The 23,151-nt window shown below is 73.6% G+C and carries 19 protein-coding genes; 2 read left to right on the top strand and 17 right to left on the bottom strand.

The window, feature by feature from the left end:
- Positions 1-5: 5 nt before the first annotated feature.
- Positions 6-1,058, bottom strand: a complete 1,053-nt coding sequence (locus ABZ464_RS09040) for a BadF/BadG/BcrA/BcrD ATPase family protein (protein WP_359273066.1) — start codon at positions 1,056-1,058, stop codon at positions 6-8.
- Between the two features lie 94 nt (positions 1,059-1,152).
- On the opposite strand from ABZ464_RS09040, the gene ABZ464_RS09045 reads away from it, so the two are divergent.
- Positions 1,153-2,385, top strand: coding sequence for a glycosyl hydrolase (locus ABZ464_RS09045; RefSeq protein WP_359273650.1), 1,233 nt, complete (start codon positions 1,153-1,155; stop codon positions 2,383-2,385).
- 72 nt (positions 2,386-2,457) lie between these two features.
- On the opposite strand, the gene ABZ464_RS09050 is transcribed toward ABZ464_RS09045, so the two are convergent.
- From ABZ464_RS09050 to ABZ464_RS09115, 14 genes are all read right to left on the bottom strand, one after another.
- Complete coding sequence (locus ABZ464_RS09050) at positions 2,458-3,969, bottom strand: glycoside hydrolase family 3 N-terminal domain-containing protein (protein WP_359273069.1); 1,512 nt, start codon at positions 3,967-3,969, stop codon at positions 2,458-2,460.
- A gap of 170 nt (positions 3,970-4,139) precedes the next feature.
- Entirely contained in the window at positions 4,140-4,928 is a 789-nt protein-coding gene (locus tag ABZ464_RS09055; protein WP_359273073.1) for an ABC transporter ATP-binding protein, read from the bottom strand.
- On the bottom strand, positions 4,925-5,890 hold the full coding sequence (locus tag ABZ464_RS09060) for an iron ABC transporter permease (protein WP_359273653.1): 966 nt from the start codon (positions 5,888-5,890) through the stop codon (positions 4,925-4,927). The genes ABZ464_RS09055 and ABZ464_RS09060 overlap by 4 nt, the downstream gene beginning before the upstream one ends.
- 56 nt (positions 5,891-5,946) lie before the next feature.
- Positions 5,947-6,990 (bottom strand): ABC transporter substrate-binding protein, encoded by a 1,044-nt coding sequence (locus tag ABZ464_RS09065; protein ID WP_359273076.1) that lies wholly within the window; start codon positions 6,988-6,990, stop codon positions 5,947-5,949.
- Between the two features lie 82 nt (positions 6,991-7,072).
- On the bottom strand, positions 7,073-11,293 hold the full coding sequence (locus ABZ464_RS09070) for an amino acid adenylation domain-containing protein (protein WP_359273079.1): 4,221 nt from the start codon (positions 11,291-11,293) through the stop codon (positions 7,073-7,075).
- Complete coding sequence (locus tag ABZ464_RS09075; protein WP_359273082.1) at positions 11,290-11,535, bottom strand: phosphopantetheine-binding protein; 246 nt, start codon at positions 11,533-11,535, stop codon at positions 11,290-11,292. The genes ABZ464_RS09070 and ABZ464_RS09075 overlap by 4 nt, the downstream gene beginning before the upstream one ends.
- 11 nt (positions 11,536-11,546) lie before the next feature.
- Positions 11,547-13,064 (bottom strand): long-chain-fatty-acid--CoA ligase, encoded by a 1,518-nt coding sequence (locus ABZ464_RS09080; protein ID WP_359273085.1) that lies wholly within the window; start codon positions 13,062-13,064, stop codon positions 11,547-11,549.
- Between the two features lie 17 nt (positions 13,065-13,081).
- Positions 13,082-13,582, bottom strand: a complete 501-nt coding sequence (locus ABZ464_RS09085; RefSeq protein ID WP_359273088.1) for an FcoT family thioesterase — start codon at positions 13,580-13,582, stop codon at positions 13,082-13,084.
- The gene (locus tag ABZ464_RS09090) at positions 13,579-14,469 is read right to left on the bottom strand and encodes a TauD/TfdA family dioxygenase (protein WP_359273092.1); all 891 of its coding nucleotides are present in this window, start codon (positions 14,467-14,469) and stop codon (positions 13,579-13,581) included. Before ABZ464_RS09090 ends, ABZ464_RS09085 begins: the two co-directional genes overlap by 4 nt.
- Before the next feature lie 22 nt (positions 14,470-14,491).
- Positions 14,492-14,734: an acyl carrier protein gene (locus tag ABZ464_RS09095; protein ID WP_359273095.1), complete on the bottom strand. Its 243-nt coding sequence runs from the start codon at positions 14,732-14,734 to the stop codon at positions 14,492-14,494.
- Entirely contained in the window at positions 14,731-15,774 is a 1,044-nt protein-coding gene (locus ABZ464_RS09100) for a beta-ketoacyl-ACP synthase III (protein WP_359273099.1), read from the bottom strand. The genes ABZ464_RS09095 and ABZ464_RS09100 overlap by 4 nt, the downstream gene beginning before the upstream one ends.
- Before the next feature lie 67 nt (positions 15,775-15,841).
- Positions 15,842-17,197 carry an MFS transporter gene (locus ABZ464_RS09105; protein ID WP_359273102.1) on the bottom strand — a complete coding sequence of 452 codons (1,356 nt, stop codon included), beginning with the start codon at positions 17,195-17,197 and terminating at the stop codon, positions 15,842-15,844.
- Between the two features lie 19 nt (positions 17,198-17,216).
- Positions 17,217-17,972: an aspartyl/asparaginyl beta-hydroxylase domain-containing protein gene (locus tag ABZ464_RS09110; RefSeq protein WP_359273106.1), complete on the bottom strand. Its 756-nt coding sequence runs from the start codon at positions 17,970-17,972 to the stop codon at positions 17,217-17,219.
- Between the two features lie 97 nt (positions 17,973-18,069).
- Positions 18,070-19,071, bottom strand: coding sequence for a LacI family DNA-binding transcriptional regulator (locus ABZ464_RS09115; RefSeq protein ID WP_359273109.1), 1,002 nt, complete (start codon positions 19,069-19,071; stop codon positions 18,070-18,072).
- Between the two features lie 119 nt (positions 19,072-19,190).
- Here ABZ464_RS09115 and ABZ464_RS09120 point away from each other — a divergent pair, with 119 nt between their 5' ends.
- On the top strand, positions 19,191-20,345 hold the full coding sequence (locus tag ABZ464_RS09120) for a Gfo/Idh/MocA family oxidoreductase (RefSeq protein ID WP_359273112.1): 1,155 nt from the start codon (positions 19,191-19,193) through the stop codon (positions 20,343-20,345).
- Positions 20,346-20,476: 131 nt separating this feature from the next.
- Here the strand turns inward: ABZ464_RS09120 and ABZ464_RS09125 are convergent, their stop codons facing one another.
- Entirely contained in the window at positions 20,477-22,189 is a 1,713-nt protein-coding gene (locus ABZ464_RS09125) for a GAF domain-containing sensor histidine kinase (RefSeq protein ID WP_359273115.1), read from the bottom strand.
- Positions 22,190-22,419: 230 nt separating this feature from the next.
- Entirely contained in the window at positions 22,420-23,121 is a 702-nt protein-coding gene (locus ABZ464_RS09130; protein WP_359273119.1) for a pyridoxamine 5'-phosphate oxidase family protein, read from the bottom strand.
- Between the last annotated feature and the right edge of the window lie 30 nt (positions 23,122-23,151).

Consider the following 23,151-nt stretch of genomic DNA (forward strand, 5'->3'; position numbering starts at 1 on the left):
GTGCGTCAGGGTCTGGGGCCGTGGGCGAGGGCCGCGAGCCGGGCGAGGGCCACGGCGCCCGGGGAACCGTCCGACACGGGGACGACCGTGAGTTCGAGGGGGGCCAGCCCCTCGGTGAGGGAGGCGAGCAGGGGGCCGTGCGGGGCGAGCAGGCCGCCGGTGACCACCAGGGGTTCGCCCGGGCGCGGCGCCAGCGCCGACACGGTCCCGGCCAGCCGTCGCGCGGCCTCCCGGAGGATCTCCGCGGCGACGGTGTCCTTCTCCTCCGCCGCGTCGACGACGAGGGGGGCGTGGTCGGCCAGCCGGACCGGCGGCCGGTCCATCACGGCGGGCAGGAGACGGGCGCGGTAGGCGGTGCGCCGGGTGGCGCTCCAGTGGACGGTGTCCGGGCCGCCGTACTCCTCCGGGGGCAGCAGCTCCGGCGGCAGTCCGAGTGCGAGGCCGACCGCGCGCACGAGGGCGGTGGGTCCACCCCGGCCGTCGGCCGCGCGCAGGGCGGCCCGGACGGCGGCCCGGCCGATCCAGAAGCCGCTGCCGTCGTCGCCGAGGAGCCAGCCGTCGCCGCCGGAGGTCGCGGCCGGCACCCGGGCGGCGACTCGGGCGGCGACGGCGCCGGTGCCGGCGACGAGGACCAGGCCGTCGGCCGGGTGGCCGGGGGCGGCGGCGAAGGCGGTCTCGATGTCGCTGTGGACGCCGGTATGGGCGGCGGTGATGCCCAGTCGGGCGAGCGCGGTGGACAGGGCCGTGCGGGCGCGCACCCGGCCGGGCTCGTCGGCGCCCTGGCCCCGGTGGCCGGCCCCGGCGAAGCCGCCCGCCACCGCCGCCACCCGGCCGCGCAGGGGTTCGGGGACGGCTGCGGCGAGCGTCTCGGTGAGGTGGTCGGCGAGGTCCGGGCCGGGCACGGTCAGCGCGTTGCCGGGCCCGGACGTTCCCTCGCCGCGCGGCCTGCCGTCCCGCAGGTCGGCGAGGACGGCGCGGGTCCGGGTGCCGCCGGCGTCGAGGCCGACCACGAGGTCGGGTTCCCGCCCACGGTTCCCGGCGGCACAGGTTTGGTTCAAATCGCTATTCATCGCTCCCCATGGTGGTTGATACATTCACCGCAGACAAGGTCCGTTCGCGGTCCGTCACGGTCCGTCTCGCGAGGAGGACACCATCGACACGCGCCCGCCCACGCTCCGCTTCGGGGTCAACTACACCCCGCGCCGGGGCTGGTTCCACGCCTGGCACGACTTCGATCCGGGGCTCGCCCGCGAGGACCTGGAGCAGATCGCCGGGCTGGGCCTGGACCACGTCCGGGTCTTCCATCTGTGGCCCCTGCTCCAGCCGAACCGCACCCTGGTCCGCGCCTCGGCCGTGGACCAGCTCGTGCGGCTGGTGGACCTGGCGGGCGAGTGCGGGCTGGACGTCCTCGTGGACGGCGTCCAGGGCCATCTGTCGAGCTTCGACTTCTATCCGGAGTGGACGCGCAGCTGGCACCACCGCAATGTGTTCACCGACCCGCAGGCCGTCGAGGCCCAGGCGCTGCTGCTGCGCACGCTGGGCCGCGCCCTGTCCGGCCATCCGCGCCTGATCGGGCTCCAGCTCGGCAACGAGCTCAACAACCTCGTCGAGCACAACCCGGTGACCCCGGCCGAGGTGGACCACTACCTCGACACCCTGCTGGCCGCCGCGCGGGACGGGCTGGGCGCGGGCGGGGGGCTGGTCACGCACTCGGCGTACGACGCCGCCTGGTACGGCGACGACCATCCCTTCACCCCGCAGGCCTCGGCCCGCAAGGGCGATCTGACCACTGTGCATCCCTGGGTGTTCTCCGCCGACTGCGCCCGCCGCCACGGCCCGCGCTCGCCGCAGGTGCAACGTCTCGCCGAGTACGGCACGGAACTCGCGGCGGCCTACGCCACCGACCCGGTCCGCCCGGTGTGGGTCCAGGAGACGGGCGCCCCCGAGCCCCACATCCCGGCGGCGGACGCCCCGGACTTCGCCCGCGCGACCCTGCGCAACGCGGCCGGCTGCGCACGGCTGTGGGGGGTCACCTGGTGGTGCTCGCACGATGTGGACCGCGCCCTGGCCGACTTCCCCGAACTGGAGTACACCCTGGGCCTGTTCGACTCCACGGGCCGTCCGAAGCCGATCGCGGAGGCCCTGGCCGCGACGGTGGCCGAACTGCGCACGGTCCAGGCGCCGCCCCCGCCGCGCACCGAGGCGCTGGTGCTGGACTGCACGCCGTCCACCCGTTCGGTCTCCGGCCCGGGCGGGGCCTTCTTCGACGCCTGGATGCGTCTGCGCGAGGAGGGCGTCCGCCCGGCGGTGGTCCTGGCGGAACACGCGAAGGACGAGGCGTACTTGGCGGCGAGGGGGATCACGGAGCTGATCGACGCGAAGTGAGCGGGTACGGCCGTGGTCCGGGGCCGGCCGGGACTCCGGCCCCGGACCACGGCCGTACCGGAGGCGGGTGGGTCAGACCGCCTGCCCCGTCAGCACCTCCGCGACCGCGCGCAGGTTGACCCGCCCCCTGCCGTACGCGCACACCGCGCCGCCCGGCTCCGGCAACCCGGTGGAGACGGGCAGCGCGTCGGGCCGTGCGGCCAGCAGGGCGTCCCGCACCCGGCCCTGCCAGGGGTGGAGCCCGGCGTCACAGGTGGCGACGACCAGGGGCCGCCCTGCCGCACCGCGCAGCACGGCCCCCACGACGGCCTCGACGCTCCTGACGCCCTCGCCGTCCTCCGGCTCCCCGGTGACGGCCGTCCCCGTGGCCGTCGGGTCGAAGGCGCGCACCTCGGTCAGGAGGTCCTCGCCGCCCCAGTTGAGGGCGGGGTGCGGCGCCGGAAAGAGGTCGACGACATACGCACCCGGCACGGCCTCCGGCAGCGGCGCCCCGCTCCGCACGGCCCGCCGCGCCGCCGTGAGCCCGGCCCCGCCGTCCCACGCGGCCACCGCTCGTGACCGACGGGGCCGGGCGTACCGCAGCGCGAGCCGCCGTACCCGTTCCGCGGCCTCGGTGACCCGTTCCTCGGCCAGTTCACCCGAGCCGAGGGCGGCCAGCACGGCGTCCCGGCAGGCGAGGACGACCTCCGGATCGGGTACGGCGACGACGACCTGGTCGGCTCCGGCGGCCAGCGCGAGACGCGCGCCGGCCGCCTCGCCGTACCGGTCGGCGATGGCCTTCATCTCCAGCGCGTCGCTCACCAGGACGCCCTCGAAGCCGAGTTCGCCGCGCAGCAGTTCGGAGAGGATGCGCGGGCTGAGGGTGGCGGGGCGCTCGGGGTCGAGGGCGGGGAAGACCACATGGGCGCTCATCAGCAGGGGCACGCCCGCGTCGACGGCGGCCCGGAAGGGAGCGAGGTCCAGACGGTCGTACGGCCTCGGGTCGACCGCGAGGTCGTGGTGGCTGTCGGTGACGGTTCCGCCGTGGCCTGGGAAGTGTTTGGCGCAGGAGGCCACACCGCGCGCCTCGGTGGCCGCGATCCAGGCCCGCAGATGCCGGGAGACCAGGTCCGGGTCGTCGCCGAAGGCGCGGGTGCGCACGATCGGGTTCTCGGAGCGGCTCTGGACGTCGGCGACGGGGGCGTAGGAGGCGGTGATGCCGAGGGAGAGCAGGTGCCCGGCGAGCGCGTCGGCGCACGCGGCGGTCAGCCGGGGATCATCGACGACACCGAGCGCCCACGAGCCGGGCACCTCGGGCGCTCCGGCGGCCACCAGGTGACCGATCCCGCCGCCCTCGTTGTCGATGGCGACCATCAGATCCGGGCGCAGCGCCCGCAGGGTGTCGGTGAGGTGCCGCACCTGCTCGGCGTCCCGGACGTTCCGGGTGAAGAGGATGACTCCCCCCAGCCCGCGGTCGATCAGGCGCTTCAGGGTGTCGGGAACGCTGGTCTTTCCGTCGAATCCCGCCACGAGGCAGCGATGAGCCGCCTCGTCGAGATCGGCGGGGAGTACCGGGCCGTCGGCCCGGGAGGCGAATTCCGTCACCCCCGGAATCCTCATGGCTCACCAAGCCGAAAGTCAACACCTCGCTGAATGATTCAACCCGCGTAGGTCCCGGCGCCAGGGGTGAAGGAGGGCGATGGACGGGGCTCGGGTCCTTGCCGTCTCGAGGCACGGGAAGGTGAGTCGTCGGCGACGGAGCGGCCCGTTCCCGGTCATCCCGTCGGTGCGGTGCCGACGAGCGGCCGGGCGTCGTAGGTGATGCGGATGACGCCGTCGGCGTGCCGTTCGGCGGTGGCGCGGACGCCGAAGACCTCGCGGAGGACGTCCGGGGTGAGCACCTCCAGGACGGGGCCCGCCGCCACCACCTCGCCCCGGTGCAGCACCACGAGACCGTCGCAGAGACGGGCGGCCAGGTCGAGGTCGTGCAGGACGGCGAGGGTGGTGATGCCGGTGCTGCGGATGAGGTCCAGCAGTTCGAAGCGGGCCCGGATGTCGAGGTGGTTGGTGAGTTCGTCCAGGACGAGGAGCCGGGGGCGCTGGGCGAGGGCGCGGGCGAGCAGGACGCGCTGGCGTTCGCCGCCGGAGAGGGTGGCGTGGTCGCGGTGCGCGAAGGGGGTGACCCCGCAGCGGGCGACCGCGTCGGCGACGGCCTCGCGGTCCTCCGCCCCCTCGCGGCCCAGCAGCCCGTGGTGGGGGGTGCGGCCGAGGGCGACGATCTCGGTGACGCTGAGCCCCGTGGTGGTCCCGGCGTCCTGCAGGACGGCCGCGGTGCGGCGGGCGGCGGTGCGTGCGGGCAGCTCCCACACGTCGTCGCCGCCCACCCGGACCACCCCGCCCGCGGGGCGCAGCGAGCGGTAGACCGTGCGCAGCAGGGTGGACTTGCCGCTGCCGTTGGGCCCGACGAGGCCCACGACGTCGCCCTTCCCGGCCGCGAGGGTGACCTCGCGCAGGATCGGCTTGCCGTCCAGGGTGACGTGGAGTTGATCGACCGTCAGTCTCATGCGGAGTCCATGCCTTTGTCGCGGCGCAGCAGCCACAGGAAGAAGGGGGCGCCGAGCAGGGCGGTGAGGATGCCCAGCGGCAGTTCGTTGGGGCGGTTGACGGTACGGGAGAGCAGGTCCACGACCACCAGGTAGACCGCGCCGAGGAGTGCGGTGAGCGGCAGGAGTCGGCGGTGGTCGGCGCCGGTCGTGAGGCGGACGAGGTGGGGGATCATCAGGCCGACGAACCCGATGCCGCCCGCGACGGCGATGACGGTCCCGGTGAGCAGCGCGCTGATCACCAGCAGGGCGGCGCGCAGCCGGTTCACGTCCACGCCGAGCGCGGTGGCGGACTCGTCGCCGGCGAGCAGGGCGTTGAGCCGTCGCCCGAACAGGGTCAGCAGGACGGTGCTCGTCAGGACGACCACCGTGACGGTGGGCAGTTGGCTCCACCGGGCGCCCGCGACACTGCCCAGCATCCAGAACATCACCGTCCGCAACTCCGTGGGTGTCGCGAGGAGTTGGACGAAGCTGGTGACGGACAGCAGGACATAGCCGACGGCGACCCCGGCCAGCACGAGCCTGGTCGGGGCCAGGCGGCCCTGTCGCTGTCCCAGGACGAAGACCAGCGCCCCGGCCGCGAGGGCGCCGACGAACGCCGCGCCCGAGACGCCGAGTCCGCCGAGGGCGGCCCCGCCGAGGGTGATGACCAGCACGGCGCCGAACGAGGCGCCGTAGGAGAAGCCGAGCACGACCGGGTCGGCGAGCGGGTTGGCGACGAGGGTCTGCAGGACGGCCCCGGTGACCGCGAGTCCCGCGCCGACGAGCGCGGCCAGGGCGACCCGGGGGGCGCGGAAGGCCCAGACGATCTGGTCCAGGGCCGGATCGCCGGTGGTTCCCCGCCCGGTGACGTGGTGCAGGAGGATCCGCCACACGTCGGCCACCGGGACGGTGACCGCGCCGATGCTCACCGCCACCACCATGACGACGACCAGCAGCACGAGCAGCCCGGTCACCGCGACGGGCAGCCGCAGCCGGCTCAGAACCGGTCCGGGTGCAGCGTCTCGGCGATCTTCTCCACGGCCAGGTCGTTGCTCGGGCCGAGGTACATCGAGTCCGACAGCGCCACGTACGTCTTGTTCTTCGCGGCCGGCCACTGGGGGAACTCCTTCAGCAGTTTCTCGGCGTAGGCCGCCGGGTCGGGGTCGTTGTAGCCGATGACGACGAGCGCGTCGACGTCCGTGGCGGCCACCTTCTCCTGGCTCAGGTCGGCGAAGGACGTCTCGGAGGCCGACTCGAAGACGTTGCTGCCGCCGGCCTTGGCGAGGATGTCGTTGTAGATGCCCTTGGCGACGACCGAGCTGAAGTCGTTGCCGCCCATGGTCATGTTGGAGAACAGCACCATGACCTTGGGCTTCTTCTCGCCCTCGACCTCGGCCGAGACGGCCGCGATGTTCTTCTCCGAGGCGGCGACGAGCTGTTCGGCCTTCTCGCCTACGTTGAAGATCTTGCCCATGTCGCGCAGCAGCCGGTAGCTGTCGGCGATGGTCATCTTCGAGGTGTCCTGGTCGCAGCCCTGCGGCGAGACGTAGGAGTGGGCGCCGACCTGCTGGAGCTGCTCGCGGGTCGCGAACCCGTTCTTCTCGTCGAAGCCGTACGACGTCGTGGACAGCACCAGGTCGGGGCGCAGCCCGATCATCGCCTCGCGGGGGATGTCGTAGGCGTCGTTCAGTGTCACGTCACCGGTGGGCAGGGCCTTGATCGCGGCGGCGCGGCCGGCCACCTCGGACATGCCGTAGCTCTGCTGGTTGGCGACGACCCGGTCCCCGAGGCCGAGGGCGAGCAGGGTGGAGACCTCGGCGACCGAGGCGCCGTTCATGACGACGACCCGGCCGGGCGCCTGTGTGAACTTCTCCGAGACCCCGCAGTTCTTCAGGGTCACCGGGTAGCCGGACTTCGCGGCGACGGCGGACGCCTCGTCACCGGAGGCGCCGCCGCTGCCGGTCGAGGAGCCGGCGCAGGCCGTGGTGACCAGACAGAGGGCGCCGGCCAGGGCGACGGCGGCCGGCCGTTTCTTGGACATGCGGATGCTCCTTGGTTCGGGGTGCGGGGGTTCTGCCCCAGTAGTCGCGGGGCGGTGCCGGTGAGTTCCCGGGGATTCTCAACTACCTTGTGGAGATGCGGAGTTGGCCATGTTTTCCGGCCGGTGCGGGGAGCAGTCCGGCCGTCACGAGATGGTCCAGGTAACGGAAGACGAGGTCGCGGTCGACGGGCGGGAACGCGAGGCCGCTGTCGCGCAGTCCGGTCACGACGTGGTCGCAGCGGATCCGCCCGAGGCGGAGATCGGTGCCGCCGCCGGAGGCGTCCAGGGAGTCGAAGAAGGCGAGCGTGGTCGCCGCGACGCCGGAGGCGGGCGAGAGCCGGGAGCGCCACTCGGCGAGGGACACCCGCCGCACGGGGTAGCCGTACTCCCCCAGCCAGTCGTGGACGTCGTGCAGCCGTACCGGGGCGGACGCGGCGTGGTGGAAGACGGCCGGTGCTCCCCGGTGCCGCAGGGCGAGGTGAACGAGGGCCCGGGCGACCTGGTCGACCGGGGTCCAGGTCTCCTCCTCGAAGAGGTCGGGGACGACCCCGGCGGGGATCCCGGCACGCAGCACGCTCCACAGGAAGTCGCGCTCGTCGACGTATCCGGTGGTGCGCGGCCCGACGACCCGGCCGAGCCGGTGCACGGTGACCGGCAGCCCCCGCTCGGCCGCCTGTTCCAGGAGCCGCTCCGCCGCCCACTTCGACTGCTGGTAGCCGTGGCGCAGTCCGGCGTGGGGCGCGAGGAACGCCTCCGGCACCTCGGGCGCGAGGCCGAGCGGGGGCGCGACGGAGAGCGTCGACACGAAGTGCAGGGGGATCGAGCGGCGGGCCGCCAGCCGCAGCAGTTCCCGGGTCGACTCGGTGTTGGCGGCGCGCAGGGTGGCGTAGTCGCGCAGGACGCTGACCGTCGCCGCACAGTGGAAGACCGCTCCGCAGGTGGCGGCGAGTTCGTCGAACAGCCCTTGCCCGAGGCCGAGCCGGGGGTGGCCGAGGTCGGCGGGGAGGGCCGTGAGCCGGGCCTGCCCGGGGAGGTGGATCCGGTGGGTGGCGAGGGCCTGCCGGAGGCGGGCGGTGGCTTCGGCGGGGCTCGGCGCGCGGACCGGGCAGACGATCTCGGCGCCGGTGCTCGTCAGGAGTTCGGCCAGCAGGTGGACGCCGACGAATCCGGTCGCGCCGGTGAGCAGGATCCGGTCGGGGGCGCCGCCCGCCCGGGGTCCGGCGCCGGGGCGGATGTCCGGGTCGAGGACGGTGTCGGTGAGCAGGGACGCCGGGAGGCCGCCGGGCACGGACGGCGGTGACTGCCGCTCCAGCCGGGCCGCGAGTGCCGCCGGGGTGGGGTGCTGGAACAGCCAGGCGACCTTCACGTCCCGGCCCAGGGCGGCGCCGAGCCGGCCGGCGACCTGGATGGCCTGGAGCGAGTGGGCGCCCAGGTCGAACACGTCGTCCGAGGCGGCGACGGCGGCCACGCCGAGCACCTGCCGCCAGACTCCGGCGACGACCTCGGCCAGTGTGCCGGACGGCCCGGCGGGCGCCGTGCCCACCGGTGCGGCGGACAGTGCCCCGCGGTCGGTCTTGCCCGTGCCGGTCCTGGGCAGGGCGTCCAGGAACTCGATCGCCGAGGGGACCAGCGCCGTCGGCAGTGCCGCCCGGAGGCGTTCCCTGAGCAGCGCGGGGGCCGGGGCGGGCCCGTCCGCGACCAGGTAGGCGGCCAGCCGCCGCACCCCGTCCGGCAGCACCTGTCCCACGACGGCGGCGTCCCGGATGCCCGGGAGGGCGAGGAGGACGCTCTCGACCTCGGCCGGGTGCACCCGATGTCCGCTGATCTTGAACTCGGTGTCCGAGCGGCCCAGATGGCGCAGTTGTCCGTCGTCGCCGACGCGGGCCAGATCGCCGGTGCGGTAGGCGCGGGGCGCTTCCGGGAGCGCGGGGAGCGGCGCGAAGCGGGAGGTGTCGGGGTGGTCCCCGCGGTAGCCGAGGGCCAGGTTGTCGCCGAGGAGATGGAGTTCGCCGTCGATCACCGCCGCGCGGGTGCCGGGCAGGGGCAGCCCGATCGGGACGTCTCCCGGGGCGAGGGCGGGGTCGTGGAGGTCGGCGACCGTGGCGACCACGGTGGCCTCGGTCGGGCCGTAGGTGTTCAGCAGCCTCACCGACGGGCCGACCGTCCCGCGCCAGCGGTCGACCCGCTCGGGCAGCGCGGGCTCCCCGCCGATGACGACGGTGTGCACCCCGGTGGGGAGCGCGGCCGTGCCGGTCGAGACGGCGTACGCCAGTTCGTGCCAGTAGGCCGTGGGCAGGTCGAGGAAGCTGATCCGCAGGCGGGCGCAGGCCGCCAGGAAGCCGGGGACCGAGTCGGTCATGTCGTCGGGGCGGACGACCAGGGTGGCTCCCGCGCACAGGGTGAGGAAGATCTCCTCGACGCTGGTGTCGAAGTGCAGGGGGGCGAACTGCAGGACGCGGTCGGTGCGCCGGAGGCCGTAGCGGGGTGTCGCTCCGGCGACGAAGCGGGCGAGGGCGCGGTGACCGGTCTGCACGCCCTTGGGGCGGCCGGTGGAGCCGGAGGTGTGCAGGACGTAGGCGAGGTCGGCCACGGGGGGTGGGGCGGTCCCGGGCTCCGGTGGGGAGAGGGACGTGTCGGTCAGGACGAGCCGGGGCCGGGCCTCCGCCAGGAGTTCCGCCCGGCGGGAAGCGGGTGCCGTCGGGTCGAGGGGGCAGTAGGCGGCCCCGGAGAGCAGGACGCCGAGGATCGCGGTGATCGCCTCGATGCCCCGCGGCAGGACCACGGCCACCAGGTCCCCGGCGCCGACCCCCCGAGCGGTGAGCCGGCGCGCCATGTCGCGTGCCGAGCCGAGGAGTTCCGCGTACGTCACCCCGCGGCCCTCGTGCTCGACGGCGACCGCCGTGCCCCCGCGCCCGGCCTGCTCGGCGATCAGGTCGAGGACCGGGCGCGCGGGGCCGGGCAGCGGACCGCCGTCCAGGACGGGCGCCGGCGCGGCGACGGCACCGTGGACGGGTGGGCCGGCGAGGGGCCGGCCGGGATCGGCGACGGCCCGGTCCAGCAGGCCGAGCAGCCCGTCGCGGAACGCGGTGACGTCGGTCTCGTCGTAGAGGCCGGGATGGGCGTCCACGGCGATGCGCAGGCCCGCGCCCTCGGACCGGTCGTAGACGTTGACGGAGAGGTCGTCCACGGGCCCGGCGGAGACGTTGTGCACGGTGCTGCGGTGTCCGGCGAAGCGCAGGTCGTAGGCGAACGGCATGATGTTGACGCCGGGGCCGGACAGCCGGCGCTCTCCTCCGACGAGCCGGAGGTCGCGCCGGAGCCGTTCGTAGCGGTAGCGCTGGTGCGGCAGGGCGGCGCGCAGTTCGCCGGAGATCCGGGTGGCGAGGTCGCGCGTGCTGTCCCGGTCGGTGACGGGGACGCGCAGGGGCAGGATGTTGCGGACCATGCAGGGCACGCGCAGGGAGACGGAGCCGAGGCGGCCCATCGCCGGGAGGCCGAGGACGATCTCCGGTGCGCCGGTCGTCCGGTGCAGCCGGGCGGCGGTCACCGCGAGCAGCACCTCGGACCAGCTGACCCTCAGCTCCCGGGCGACCGCCCGGAGGGCCTCGGTCCGCTCCGCGCCCAGGTCGGCGGTGCGCCGGTGGAAGGTGTGCGCCGGGAGGGCCGTACGACCGGCCGGGGTCGCGACGGGCGGCCGGTCGGCGAACCGGTGGGTCCAGTAGGCACGGTCGCGGGCGAAGGCCGCCGACTCCCGGTAGGCGTGTTCCTCCTCCCGGACCGAGGCCAGGGTGCCGAAGCCGCTGTCCCCCACCGGTGCGCCGGTCGTCAGGGCCGTGTAGACCTCGGCGACGCGGCGGGCGACCAGCGACAGGCCGAAGCCGTCGAGGGCGATGTGGTGGACGCGGTGGTACCAGAGGTACTGCTCGCTCGCGATCCGCAGCAGCGCGTGGCCGAACAGCGGGCCGTGGGCGAGGTCGACGGGGCGGGCCAGGTCCCGGTGCATCCAGGCCAGGGCCGCCGTGTGGGGGTGGGGTGCGGTGGTGAGGTCGGCCGTGTGGAGCCGCCAGCCGTCGGCCGGGGCGGGGGTCTCCCAGGGGTGGCCCTGTGCGTCGACGACGTAGACGACGTTCAGGGCCTCGGTCTCGGCGACGACGTGGCGCAGGGCCGCGTCGAAGGCGGCGGTGTCCACCGGGCCGTGGATGTGCACGTACTCGGCCGTGTTGTAGGCGGGGCTGTCGGGGTCGAGCCGCTGGCCGGTCCAGACGCCTTCCTGGGCGGCCGGCAGCGGTCGGCGCGCGGTCATGGGGTGTCCCCCTGCCGTGCCGCGAGCAGTTGCCACCACTGGGCGAAGGAGGTGCGCTCGGCGAGCTCGACGAAGGTGATCTCCACGCCGGTCGCGCGCCACTGCTCCATGAGGGTGGTGATGCGCAGGGAGTCCAGTCCGGCGTCGAGGGGGTTCTGGTCGAGGTCGACCTCGTCGGGTCGCTGGTACAGGTACTCCGCGAGGTCGGCGCGGAAGCCGTCCGGGGTGAGGGGAGCAGGCATGTCGTTCTCTCTCAGTTGACCTTGCGGGCGGAGTCGCCCCAGAAGCGGTCGCGCAGGGCGCGGCGCAGGATCTTGCCGCTGGGGTTGCGGGGCACGCTGTCGAGGAACTCGTAACGGGCGGGCAGCTTGAAGCTCGCCAGCCTCGGGACCAGGAAGGTGTGCAACTCCCTCGGCGTGGGCGGCCGTTCGGGGTCGGGTACGACGAAGGCGTGCACGTATTCGCCCCAGCGCTCGTCGGGGGCGCCGACGACGACGGCCTCGGCGACGCCGGGGTGGCCCTCCAGCGCGTTCTCGATCTCGGCCGGGTAGACGTTCTCGCCGGCGACGAGGACGGCGTCCTTGATCCGGTCGCGGATGAAGACATGGCCGTCCTCGTCGAGGTGGCCGGCGTCACCGGTGTGGATCCAGCCGTCGACGAGGGTCTCCACGGTCCGGTCCGGCAGCCCCCAGTACTCGACCATCCTGGCCGGCGTGTGCAGACAGACCTCCCCCACCGCGCCCGGCGGGAGTTCACGGCCGTCGCCGTCGATCACCTTGACGCGTACACCGGGATACGGCCGTCCCGCCGCCTGCATCAGCGGTCCGCCGGGGACGTGCGCGGCCGGGGGCAGGCAGACGGCGGTGTTGCCGGTCTCGGTGAGGCCGTAGATCTGGGCGAACTCGCAGTCCAGGACGGCGAGGCTCTCCTCCAGCAGGGCCTCGGAGATCGGGGAGCCGCCGTAGACCGTCTTGCGCAGGGTGGTGAAGTCCCGAGCGCTCACGCCGGGTTCGGTGAGCATCATGCGGAGCATGGCCGGGACCACGCAGGCGGTGGTGACGCCGAGGTCGCGGATGAGGTCCACGGCCCGGCGGGCGTCGAAGGCGCGCATCGCGACGACCGTCGTCCCGGCGTCGAGGTTCTGCGTGGCCCACCACAGGCCGCCGATGTGGAAGCCCGGGATGCCGATCAGCGCGAGGTCGCCGGCCCGCCAGTCGATCCAGTCCAGCCCCTCGCGCGCCAGGGCGTCACGGATCGCGAAGAAGCTGCGGTGGGCGAGGACCACGCCCTTGGGCAGTCCGGTGGTGCCGCTGGTGTAGAGCTGGGCGACGGGGGTGTCCGGGGTGGCCTCGTACTCCGGCTCCTCGGCGGGGTGTCGCCCACACCACCGCTCGAACTCATCGAGGTGTACGACCGTTTCGGGTGCCGTCTCCACGGCGGCTCCGAACTCCTCCTCCAGGAACAGCAGCCGGGTGCCGGAGTCCTGGAGGATGTGGCTCACCTCGGGTGCGGTGAGCCGCCAGTTGACCGGGACGAGGACCGTGCCGCTCTTGGCGCAGCCGAAGAGGATCTCGTAGTAGTGCTCGGACTCCTTGCCGAGGTACGCCACCCGGTCGCCGGGGACGAGTCCGGCGGCCCGGATCGCGTGGGCGACGCGGTTGCTCTCCTCGTGCAGCGCTCCGTAGGTCAGGGTGCGGCCCTCGCAGAGGATGGCGGGGGTGGTGGGCCGGTGCCGGGCGTGGAAGCCGGTGGTCCGGGCGAGCGTCTGCATGGTGATCCCTTCGCCGGTCAGAGGAGGTTGACGAAGGCGAGGGTCGCCTCGCCGTCGCAGCGGCCCGTACCGGCGTCCCAGTAGCGGAACGCGGTCTCGGCGTGCAGGAAGGGCGGGCCGCCGCCGGGGCTGCGCCGGGTGACGGAGCGGAACGCCATCTCGCCGGAGAAGGACCGCGGATCGACGGGCCGTCGGAAGGCCGACGTGAAACGCGCGATGAGAATGTCCGGCAGCTGGTGCTCGAAGAAGTCGTCCAGCGTCCAGTCGGCGAACCCCGGACCCAGTCCGTCCTGCACGGACTTGGCGACGAGGTAATACATCATCTGGTTGTAGCAGATGTTCACCTCGACGGAATTGAGATGCCCGGTGTCGTCGATGTAGCAGGACTCGGGGATCGCGAACGCGCCCTGGACGGCGGCCGGTCCGTCGTCCCGCACGGTCACGTCCGCGGACCGCAGATAGCGGCAGTGGGCCTTGTAGGGCCGAAGGACCCGGTCCAGCAGGGGCTCGTCGGTCATGCCGCCCAGATCCCGTCGTGCAGCGGGCGCTCGTCGTGCACGGTGACGCGGTAGGAGACGGTCGGCTCGGGGGTGGTGGTGTGCCGGGCGCGGTGGACGAGACTGCGGTTGTCCCAGACCAGCAGGTCTCCCTGTGCGAAGCTCTGCAGGTGGATGGCGGGGTGCTCGAAGGTCTCGTCGAGCTGGCCGGTGGCCTCGAACAGCCGCTTCAGCAGCTCCTCGTCGAGCGGCCGGCCGTCCCGGTCCTCGATGCCGACGGTGAAGCCCTCGCTGACGTAGAGGACCGTCTCCCCGGTCATGGGGTGGGTGAAGGCGGTCGGCTGGACCACGGCCGGCGTCTTGTGCTCGACCTCGTCGATGATCTCGGAGAGGGGCCGGTAGACGTCGTGCGGCCGGATCTTGAAGTATTTGCGCACGGAGTGCCGGCACCGCGTTCCGGCGATCTCCTTCTTCAGGTCGTCGGGCAGTTCCTCGTAGGCCTTTCCCATGTCGATGAAATACGTGCCGCGATTTACCGTCGGTACGACCTGGGGGTGGATGAGGGTGATACCGAAGGGGTCCGGCATGAACTGGTAGTCGGCGTGCCAGAATTTCCCGGTCTTCGGCACTCCGATCTGCCGTCCGTTCTCGGGGACGTTGGAGGAGACGAATATCTCGGGGACGTCCGGGTGCCGGTACATCGGCTCGTAGTACGTCTCCGGGCGGCCCAGCCGCCGGCCGAGGTCGAGGAATTCCCGGGGGGAGAGGGCCTGGTTCCTCAGGACCGCGATCTTCTTCGTGTAGACCGTGTTCTTCAGGGCGGCGAGGTCGGCGTCCGAGGCGGTGCGGTGGTCGAAGTCCTCGACGATGGCGCCGATCGCGTCGCGGGGCTGGTCCTTGATCTGCATGGGGGTGCTTCCTTCCGTGGGGTCAGACGGTGGTGGCGCGGCGGGAGTCGACGAGTGCGGCGAGCCCGCCGAGGGTCAGGTCCGGCTGGAGTTCGTCGTCGCCGACGTCCACGCCGAGGTCGCGTTCGACGCGGATGCCGATCTCGACCGTGGTCAGCGAGTCGACGTCAAGTTCGCCGAGGGTCGCCTCGGGGCGGATGAGGGCGGGCGGGACGTCGTGCAGCCCGGTGAGGACGGCGACGAGTCGTTCATAGGTGTCGGTCATGGTGTGATCCGTTCCGGTCGGGGGAGTTCGGGCCAGGTCAGGAGGCAGGAGCCCCAGGTGAGGCCGCCTCCGAAGGCGGTGAGCAGAAGACGGTGGCCGGGCCGGAGCGTGCCGGCGCGGGCCGCGTCGGCGAGGGCCAGCGGGATGGACGCGGCACCCGTGTTGCCGACGGACTCGACGTGCGTGACGCACCGCTCGCGGGGCAGGGCGAGCGCGTCCGCCACCGAGTGCAGGATCCGCAGATTGGCCTGGTGCGGTACGAAGTGGTCGACGTCGTCGGTCGTCCAGCCGGCCCCGGACAGCGTGGCCCGTGCCGACGCGGCCATACGGGTCACCGCGTGCCGGTAGACCTCCCGGCCCCGCATCGCGAAGTGCCGTTCCTCGCGGCCGGGTTCGCCGGGCCGGGAGCGCTGTCGGGAGCCGCCGGCGGCGACCGTGATCAGGTCCTCGTGGGCGCCGTCGCTGCCGAGGTCGAAGTGGCCGACCGCACCGGGCTCGTCGGGCCGTCCCGCCCGCAGGACGACGGCTCCGGCGCCGTCGCCGAAGATGATCGCGTTGGCCCGGTCCAGCGGGTCCACGATCGTGGAGTAGGTGTCCGCGCCGATGAGCAGGACCCGTTCGGCCACCCCGGCCGCGATCAGTCCGGCGGAAGAGGCGAGCCCGTAGACGAAGCCGGTGCACACGGCGCCCACGTCGTAGGCGGCCGCTCCCGGCTGGCCGAGCCGGGCGGCGACCGCGGGTGCGGTGGCCGGGCAGGGGCGGTCCGGGGTCGTCGTGGCCACGACCACGGCGTCGACCCGGTCCACGCCCGCCGAGGCCAGGGCCCGGCGGCCGGCCTCGACGGCCAGGTCGGAGGTCGCCTGCCCGGGGTCGACGACGTACCGGCGGCGGATCCCGGTCCGGGTGCGGATCCAGGTGTCGTCGGTGTCGAGCCGCCGCGCGAGGTGCGCGTTGGTCACCGCGCGGGAGGGCAGCCGTCCGCCGAGCCCGCACAGCACGGCGGACGACGGTACGGAAGGACCGGCGGGGGTGGGGAACATGGGGTCTCCAGGGCATGACGGAGGACGACCGGGCGCGGCCGGACACCGGGGAGGGGGGAAGGCGGTGCTACGGACTCGGGGTGCGGCGGGGGACGAGGAGCGCCAGCGCGCCGCAGCCGATGCCGGCCGCCGTCGCGAACACGGCCGTACGGATGCCGTCGAGCAGTCCGGGACCGGAGGCGCTCTGCCCGACGCCCCCGGCCAGGGCGACCAGGACGGCGAGGCCGACGGCGCCGCCCACCTGGAGGGTGGTCGAGGCCAGGCCGGAGGCGATCCCCTGGTCCCCGGGGGCCACTCCGGTGGACGCGGTGATCCACATCCCCGTCCACGCGGCGCCCTGACCGAGGCTCAGCAGCACGATCCCCGGCAGGAGTCCGGCGTACGAGCCGTCGGAGGTGAGCGCCTGTGCCAGGGCCGCCGCGCCGGCGGCGCCCAGCACCAGGCCGCCCACCAGCATGCGGCGCACTCCCACAACGGCCACGGCCCGTTCACCGGCCCGGGTGCCGACGGCGACCACCACGGCCGGCACGAGGAACGCGAGGCCGGTGGCGACCGCGCTGTATCCGTGGACGGTCCGGAAGTACAGCGTGAGGAAGTACGGCACCGAGCTGAACGTCGCGTTGAACAGGGCCGTCACCGCCATCGCCGTCGGCAGGCCGCGCCGGGCGAACAGCCGCCCCGGTACGAGCGGGTCGCGGGACCGCCGCTCCACGGCGACGAAGAGGGTCAGCAGACCGGCGGAGAGAGCGGCGCTCGTGAGGGCGGCGGGGGTGTCCCAGCCCTCCGCCGGGGCCCGCACCAGCAGGAACACCAGGAGAGTGACCCCGCCCGTCGCGGTCAGCGCGCCCACGACGTCGAAGCGGCGTGCGCGGTCGCGGGGCGCGTCCGCGGGGAAGAGGCACCGGCCGGCCACGGCGAGGGCGCCCGCCACGGGCACGTTGACGAAGAACACGGACGGCCAGCCGAAGGCCTCCACCAGCACCCCGCCCAGCAGGGACCCGAGGCACAGGCCGCCGGCCCCGGCCGCGCCCCACACCGCGAGGGCCCGGTTGCGTACCGGCCCCTCCGCGTACAGGGTGTTGATCAGGGACAGCGTCGCCGGGAACAGCAGCGATCCGCCGACGCCCTGGACCGCCCGCACGGCGACCAGCGCGCCGGGGTTCTGCGCCAGACCGCCGACCAGGGACGATCCCGCGTAGAGCAGGGCCGCGAGGACGAACATCCGGCGGCGGCCCAGCAGGTCGGCGGCCCGCCCGCCCAGCAGCAGGAACCCGCCGCCGGCCACGACGTACGCGCTGACCACCCACTGCAGGTCGTGGTCGTCGAAGCCCAGGCCGGCGCCGATGTCGGGCAGGGCCACGTACACGATGCTGTAGTCGAGCGAGATGACGAGCTGGGCCAGCGCCAGCACGAGAAGGGCCATGATCCGTCGCCCCCCGCCGTCAGCTCTCCCCCAGGAGGCGGCGGATCTCCGTGAACAGCGCGGTCAGCGCGCGCCGTTCCGGGGGTGTCGTCTCCGGGTGCCAGAGGTCGATGAGCAGGCAGGTTCTCGGGCGGGTGCCCTCGTTGCGCGCCTCGTGCTCGAAGGAGTAGTCGAAGAGCAGGCACTTCCCCTCCGCCCAGGACCGGGTCTCCCCCGCGACCGTGATGCGGCATCCGTCGGGGATGTCCACGGCGAGATGCAGGTTGATGCTGAAGTTCCACAGGTCGCAGTGCGGGGCGATCACCGCGCCCGGCAGCAGGGTGGAGAAGTGGCATTCGAGGAGCGGACAGATCTTCTCCGTCTCCACGGCGGTCTCCCGTACCACCCGATGGGCGGTGGGAGCGAGCAACGCCGACTCCTCGACGAGCGCGCCGTCGCGGAAGAGGTGGAGGGCCTGCCAGTCCTGCTGCCGGTTCAGATAGTGCTCGTAGTCCGCGAACACCTCGCGGCGCCCGGCCCAGGCGGCGTCCAGCTCCTGCTTGATCGCCAGCTGGTTCGCCTCCAACGCCCGTACGACGGGTGCGAGTTCGGCGTGGGCGTACGGGTCGTGCCAGGGCGTGGGCGAGAGTCCCGGCAGGATCCACTTGGCCGCTCTCTGCAGCGGATGCCGTTCCTTCCCGGCGCCCGGCTCCAGCATCCGTTCGACCCGGGCGAGCGATGCGGCGCCGAACTCGGCGCGGATCGCCGCGAAGGCGGTCTCTGTCTCTGGTGTCACGAACCAGTAGTCGGTCGCGGACGGCCCCGAGTTCCCGGCCACTTCGCAGCGATTTCCCTGTGTGGACGGGAAGTCGGGAGCAGCTGAGAGCGGCGGCTCAGCGCGCCGGGGGTGCGGTCGTCCCGCGCACCTCGAGGGTCGGCGGCGACAGGACGGTCCGCTTCGGGCGGGCCGGGTCCTCGATACGGTCGAGGAGGTGCTGGGCGGCGCCGCGCCCGACGTCGTGACTGGCGTTGTCCACCGTGGTGAGCCACAGGTGCCGCAGCCGGGAGAGATAGGTGTTGTCGTAGCCGACGAGGGAGAGGTCCCGGGGCACCTGGAGGCCCGATTCCTCGGCCGCGGACAACGCGCCCACGCAGGCGATGTCGTTGAACGCGAAGACGGCGGTCGGCCGCTCGGGGGCGCTGAGCAGCCGGACCATGGCCCGGTAGCCGCCCTCCTCCGTCAGATCGCCATGTTCCACTCTCGCGTCCGCCGCGAGCCCGTGCTCGCCCATGACCGTCTCGAAGCTGCGCCGGCGCAGCGCGCCGACGACGCCCTGTCCCGCGATGTGGGCGACCCGGCGGTGGCCGAGGGCGATGAGGTGCTCGGTGGCCAGCCGCGCACCGTGCTCGTCGTCGCCCGCGACGACGTCGACGCGGGGCAGATCCGGCTCGCGGGCGCCCGCCACCACGGTGGGGATGCGGGTGGCGGCGTCGCGCAGCGCCTCCGAGGGGGGCAGGGTACCGACGGCGACGAGTCCGTCGACCCGCAGTTCCGTGAAGGTGCGGGTGAGGTCCTCGCCGAGGCGGCGGCTGAGACGGCCGTCGGCGAGCAGCATACGCAGCCCGTTGTCGTGGAGCCGGGAGTTCAGACCGTCGAGCAGTTCCACGAACCAGGGGTTGCGCATGTCGTTCAGGAGCACGCCGACCGAGCGGGTGCGGCGCTCGCTCAGGCTGCGCGCTGCGGCGTTGGGCCGGTAGCCGAGGTCCTCGACGGCGGCCAGCACGGCCCGCCGCTTCTCGGGGCGCACCTGCTCGGAGCCGCGCAGGACGAGGGAGACCAGGGATTTCGACACACCGGCGCGTTCGGCCACGTCGCGGATCGTCGGAGGTCTCATGGCGTGGACCGTTCCACAGGCCGGACGGCTTGTCAAAGGACGGCTTCAGGGTTGACACCTGTGGGTTCGAAGCCCAGGGTGAGGCACAGAGCTTATGGAACGGTCCAAAGAGGGGTGTCATGGCAAGCACGCTCGGTGTCGCCGTCGTGGGGTTCGGCTGGATGGGACGGGTGCACACCCAGGCGTACGCCCGGATCGCGCACCACTATCCGCGACTGGGCCTGCGCCCGGAGCTGATCCGCGTCGCGGAGGAGGTGCCGGGCCGGGCGGAGGAGGCCGCGGCGCAGTTCGGCTTCGCGTCGACCACCCGGGACTGGCGCGAGGTGGCGGCCGACCCGCGGGTGCGGGCGGTCAGCATCACCGCGCCGAACTTCCTGCACCGGGAGATCGGCGTCGCGATGGCTCGGGCCGGCAAGCACATCTGGATCGAGAAGCCGGTGGGGCTGACCGCCGAGGACGCCGGGGCGGTGGCCGACGCCGTCGCGAAGGCGGGTGTGCAGGGCACGGTCGGTTTCAACTACCGCAACGCGCCCGCGGTGGAGGCCGCCCGTGAGCTGATCGCCTCCGGGGAGATCGGGACGGTCACCCATGTCCGCGTCCGGCTGTTCAGCGACTACGCGGCGCATCCCGAGGGCGCCCTGACCTGGCGCTACGAGCGGGCGCGCGGCGGCAGCGGGGTGCTGGGCGACCTGGCCTCGCACGGTGTCGACCTGGCCCGCTTCCTCCTCGGCGAGATCGTCTCGCTCACCGCCGACACCGCGGTCTTCGTCCCCGAGCGGGCCCGCCCGACGGTGGCGACGGCCGGCCACAGCCGCGCCGCCGGCGGCGAGCTGGGCCCGGTGGAGAACGAGGACTACGTCAACTGTCTGCTGCGCTTCGCCTCCGGTGCCCGGGGCGTCCTGGAGGCGTGCCGGGTCTCGGTCGGCGAGCAGAACAACTACGGCTTCGAGGTGCACGGCACCAAGGGCGCGGTGTTCTGGGACTTCCGCCGGATGAACGAGCTGGGCGTCAGCCGCGGTACGACGTACCAGGACCAGCCGGTGAGCACGGTGTACGTCGGCCCGGGCGCGGGCGAGTACGGCGCGTTCCAGCCCGGCGCCGCCAACAGCATGGGCTATGACGATCTGAAGGTCGTGGAGGCGTACCGCTTCCTGCGCTCGATCGCCGAGGGCACGCCGTACGGCACGACGCTCACGGACGCGGTGCGCAGTGCCGCCGCGCTGGAGGCGATGACCCGGTCCGCCGAGTCGGGGACGTGGGTGGACCTGGCCTGAGCGCACCGCGCATCGCGGGTGAGCAGCTGGGATCGACGACCGCCGCCCCCAGGGCCCTTCTGACGGATCTCCGCGGGAGAAGGAGCACCGGACCGGGGGTCGCGACGCCGCGGAGATCCGTCAGAAGGGCCCTAGGTCAGCGGCGCCCGCCAGATCAGTGCCGTGCCGCCGTCGGCGGGCTCCGTCAGGTCGAAGGTGCCGCCCAGTTGTTCGGCGCGCTCGGCCATGTTGCGGAGCCCGCTGCGCCGGCCGCCTGGCGGTACGCCCACGCCGTTGTCCGTGACCGACAGGCGCACCTCTCGGCCGTCGGTCGTCAGGGCGACCTCGGCGCGGTCGGCGCGGGCGTGGCGGGCGATGTTGGTCAGGGACTCGGACAGGACGGCCACGGCATGGTCGGCGACCTCCTTGGGGACGTCGGTGTCGAGGAGGCCCTCCATCCGCACGCTGGGGGCGAAGCCCAGGACGGGGGCCGCCTCGCCGACCACCCGGACCGCGCGGGCCCGCAGTCCGGTCCCGTCGGCTCCGTCGCGGGCGCGCAGGCCGAAGATCGTCGACCGGATGATCTTTATGGTCTCGTCGAGGTCGTCGACCGCCCGCGCCACGCGTTCGGACGCCTCGGGATGCTCGATGAAACGGCCCGCGCTCTGCAGGGTCATCCCGGTGGCGAACAGCCGCTGGATCGCCAGGTCGTGCAGATCGCGGGCGATGCGGTCGCGGTCGGTGAGGACGGCGATCCGCTCGGCGTCCTGCCGGCGCTCCGCCAGCTCCATCGCGATCGCCGCCTGCCCCGCGAACACCTGCAGGGGCGCGGTCTCCTTCTCGGCGAACGGGGTGTCCCCGGACGCCCTGACCAGCAGGACGACACCGCGTACGCCGCTGTCCTGCGTGCCCACCGGGACGGCCACCGCCGGGCCGAGCCCCTTCAGGCGCAGGGGCCCCGCCGGCATCCGCTCGTCCTCGGTGACGTCCGCGCTGATCACGGCGGTCACCGTGGAGAACGCCTCGCCGATGAGGTTGCCCCCGACCGGCAGGACCAGGCCCCGCAGCGCCTCGGCCTCCTGCCCGAGGGCGAGTTCCACGGTGAGGGAGCCCGTCTCCTCCATGGGCATGGCGACCACGGACAGCGCCGCCCCGGTGATCTCCCGGGCCCGCTCGGCGATCAGACCGAGCGCCTCGGCCCGCTCGGCCCCCGACATCAGGCTGTGGGTGATCTCGGCGTTCGCCCCCAGCCAGCGCTCCCGCAGCCGGGACTCCGCGTACAGCCGGGCGTTGTCGATGGCCACACCGGCGGCCACGGCCAGCGTGAGCGTGACGGAGACGTCCTCCTCGTCGAACTGGCCGCCGCCCCGTTTCTCGGTCAGGTAGAGGTTGCCGAACACCTGGTCCCGGACCCGGATCGGGACGCCGAGGAAGGTGTTCATCGGCGGATGGTGGGCCGGGAAACCGTACGACGACGGATGCTCGGAGATCTTCGCCAGCCGCAGCGGCTCGGGGTTGCGGATCAGCTCCCCCAGGATGCCGTGGCCCTCCGGGTACGGGCCGATGCGGGCGATCTGCTCCTCGGTGACGCCGACGGTGTGGAACGCCGACAGGCGTCTGCCGTCGGGGCCGATCACCCCGAGCGCCGCGTACTCGGCGTCCACCAGCACGGCCGCCGCCTCCACGATGCTGCGCAGCGCCTGTTCCAGGTCCAGCTCCCGGCCGACCGAGAGCACCGCCTCCAGCAGGCTGTGCACCCGGTCCCGGGTGCCCCGGGCGGCGTCCAGCCGCGCCTGCAGCTCGTCCAGCAGCTCGTCGAGCCTCAGTTGAGGCAGCCGTACCCGGGCCTCCTCGGGGCTTCCCACCTGCACTCCTCCAGGTCCCCTGACCATGGCGGACACCACCGGTCCGATCATGTGCCACGGTAGTGCCCGGCGCACCGGGGTGGAACCGGAACGGCCCGCAGGGCCGTCCGGCGACGAGAGCGGGACCTTCGGCACCTGGGAAACGGGAGCTTTCCGTACGACCCTGGGAACAGGAGCGGCACCGATCCCCCGCGGTGTCGCTCCGTCGTCGTGTCCGCCGTGTCGTCGTGTCATCCGGCGGGCGCGTTCGGCTGTGCGCGCCGGCCGATCCGGCGTCCGGTGACGGCGTACGGCTGGATGCGGACCCACATGTCACGCCGGCCGCCGGCCCACGGGGTGCTGTGGACCTGCCGCGCGAGGCGCTGCGCCTCCCCGAGGTCGGTCACCATGCGCGCGTGACCGCGCACCAGCACGCTCCAGCCCTCGCTGAACACGTCGTCGATGCGGTCGACCTCGAGGGCGACGGGGCAGCCGGCCGCCAGGGACGGCGTCGCGCCCCGCGCGGTATTGAAGACGATCTCGCCGTCGACGACGCTGTAGTTGACGGGCACGACCTCCGGCGCCTGGGCCGTGGGCACCGCCAGCCTCCCGACGCCGTGCGTGGCGAGCAGGTCGCCGCACTCGGTCCGGGTCAGCTCGGTGAACTCGGGCGTGTGCCCGGCCCGTCCGGTACCGGGCGGGCGGTCGGCGTCGCCTCCGGTGAGGGCCGACACCGTGGTCCGCAGCACGCCCGCCAGGCTGACCAGCGCACCCCGGTTCGGGGCGGCTCCGGGGTGCCGCTCCAGGTGCGCCAGATAGCTGGGGGCCATACCGGCCCGGCCGGCCGTCTCCCGCAGCGACAGTCCGAGCTCGGCCCGGCGCGCGGCGAGCCGGCGGCCCAGATCGCCGGCGGGCGGCCCTTCCGTCACCGGTGTCGGTGTCTGTTCGGCCATGACCGTCACGTCCTCTCGTGGCAGGGTCGA

It is taken from the genome of Streptomyces sp. NPDC005820, assembly GCF_040630255.1.
Taxonomy (GTDB): Bacteria; Actinomycetota; Actinomycetes; order Streptomycetales; family Streptomycetaceae; genus Streptomyces.

What these genes read in the sequence shown, in the direction of transcription:
- ABZ464_RS09055 (WP_359273073.1), bottom strand. Translation starts at nt 4,928, where the DNA reads ATGAGACTGACGGTCGATCAACTCCACGTCACCCTGGACGGCAAGCCG.
- ABZ464_RS09060 (WP_359273653.1), bottom strand. Translation starts at nt 5,890, where the DNA reads ATGGTGGTGGCGGTGAGCATCGGCGCGGTCACCGTCCCGGTGGCCGAC.
- ABZ464_RS09065 (WP_359273076.1), bottom strand. Translation starts at nt 6,990, where the DNA reads ATGTCCAAGAAACGGCCGGCCGCCGTCGCCCTGGCCGGCGCCCTCTGT.
- ABZ464_RS09070 (WP_359273079.1), bottom strand. Translation starts at nt 11,293, where the DNA reads ATGACCGCGCGCCGACCGCTGCCGGCCGCCCAGGAAGGCGTCTGGACC.
- ABZ464_RS09075 (WP_359273082.1), bottom strand. Translation starts at nt 11,535, where the DNA reads ATGCCTGCTCCCCTCACCCCGGACGGCTTCCGCGCCGACCTCGCGGAG.
- ABZ464_RS09080 (WP_359273085.1), bottom strand. Translation starts at nt 13,064, where the DNA reads ATGCAGACGCTCGCCCGGACCACCGGCTTCCACGCCCGGCACCGGCCC.
- ABZ464_RS09085 (WP_359273088.1), bottom strand. Translation starts at nt 13,582, where the DNA reads ATGACCGACGAGCCCCTGCTGGACCGGGTCCTTCGGCCCTACAAGGCC.
- ABZ464_RS09090 (WP_359273092.1), bottom strand. Translation starts at nt 14,469, where the DNA reads ATGCAGATCAAGGACCAGCCCCGCGACGCGATCGGCGCCATCGTCGAG.
- ABZ464_RS09095 (WP_359273095.1), bottom strand. Translation starts at nt 14,734, where the DNA reads ATGACCGACACCTATGAACGACTCGTCGCCGTCCTCACCGGGCTGCAC.
- ABZ464_RS09100 (WP_359273099.1), bottom strand. Translation starts at nt 15,774, where the DNA reads ATGTTCCCCACCCCCGCCGGTCCTTCCGTACCGTCGTCCGCCGTGCTG.
- ABZ464_RS09105 (WP_359273102.1), bottom strand. Translation starts at nt 17,197, where the DNA reads ATGGCCCTTCTCGTGCTGGCGCTGGCCCAGCTCGTCATCTCGCTCGAC.
- ABZ464_RS09115 (WP_359273109.1), bottom strand. Translation starts at nt 19,071, where the DNA reads ATGAGACCTCCGACGATCCGCGACGTGGCCGAACGCGCCGGTGTGTCG.
- ABZ464_RS09120 (WP_359273112.1), top strand. Translation starts at nt 19,191, where the DNA reads ATGGCAAGCACGCTCGGTGTCGCCGTCGTGGGGTTCGGCTGGATGGGA.
- ABZ464_RS09130 (WP_359273119.1), bottom strand. Translation starts at nt 23,121, where the DNA reads ATGGCCGAACAGACACCGACACCGGTGACGGAAGGGCCGCCCGCCGGC.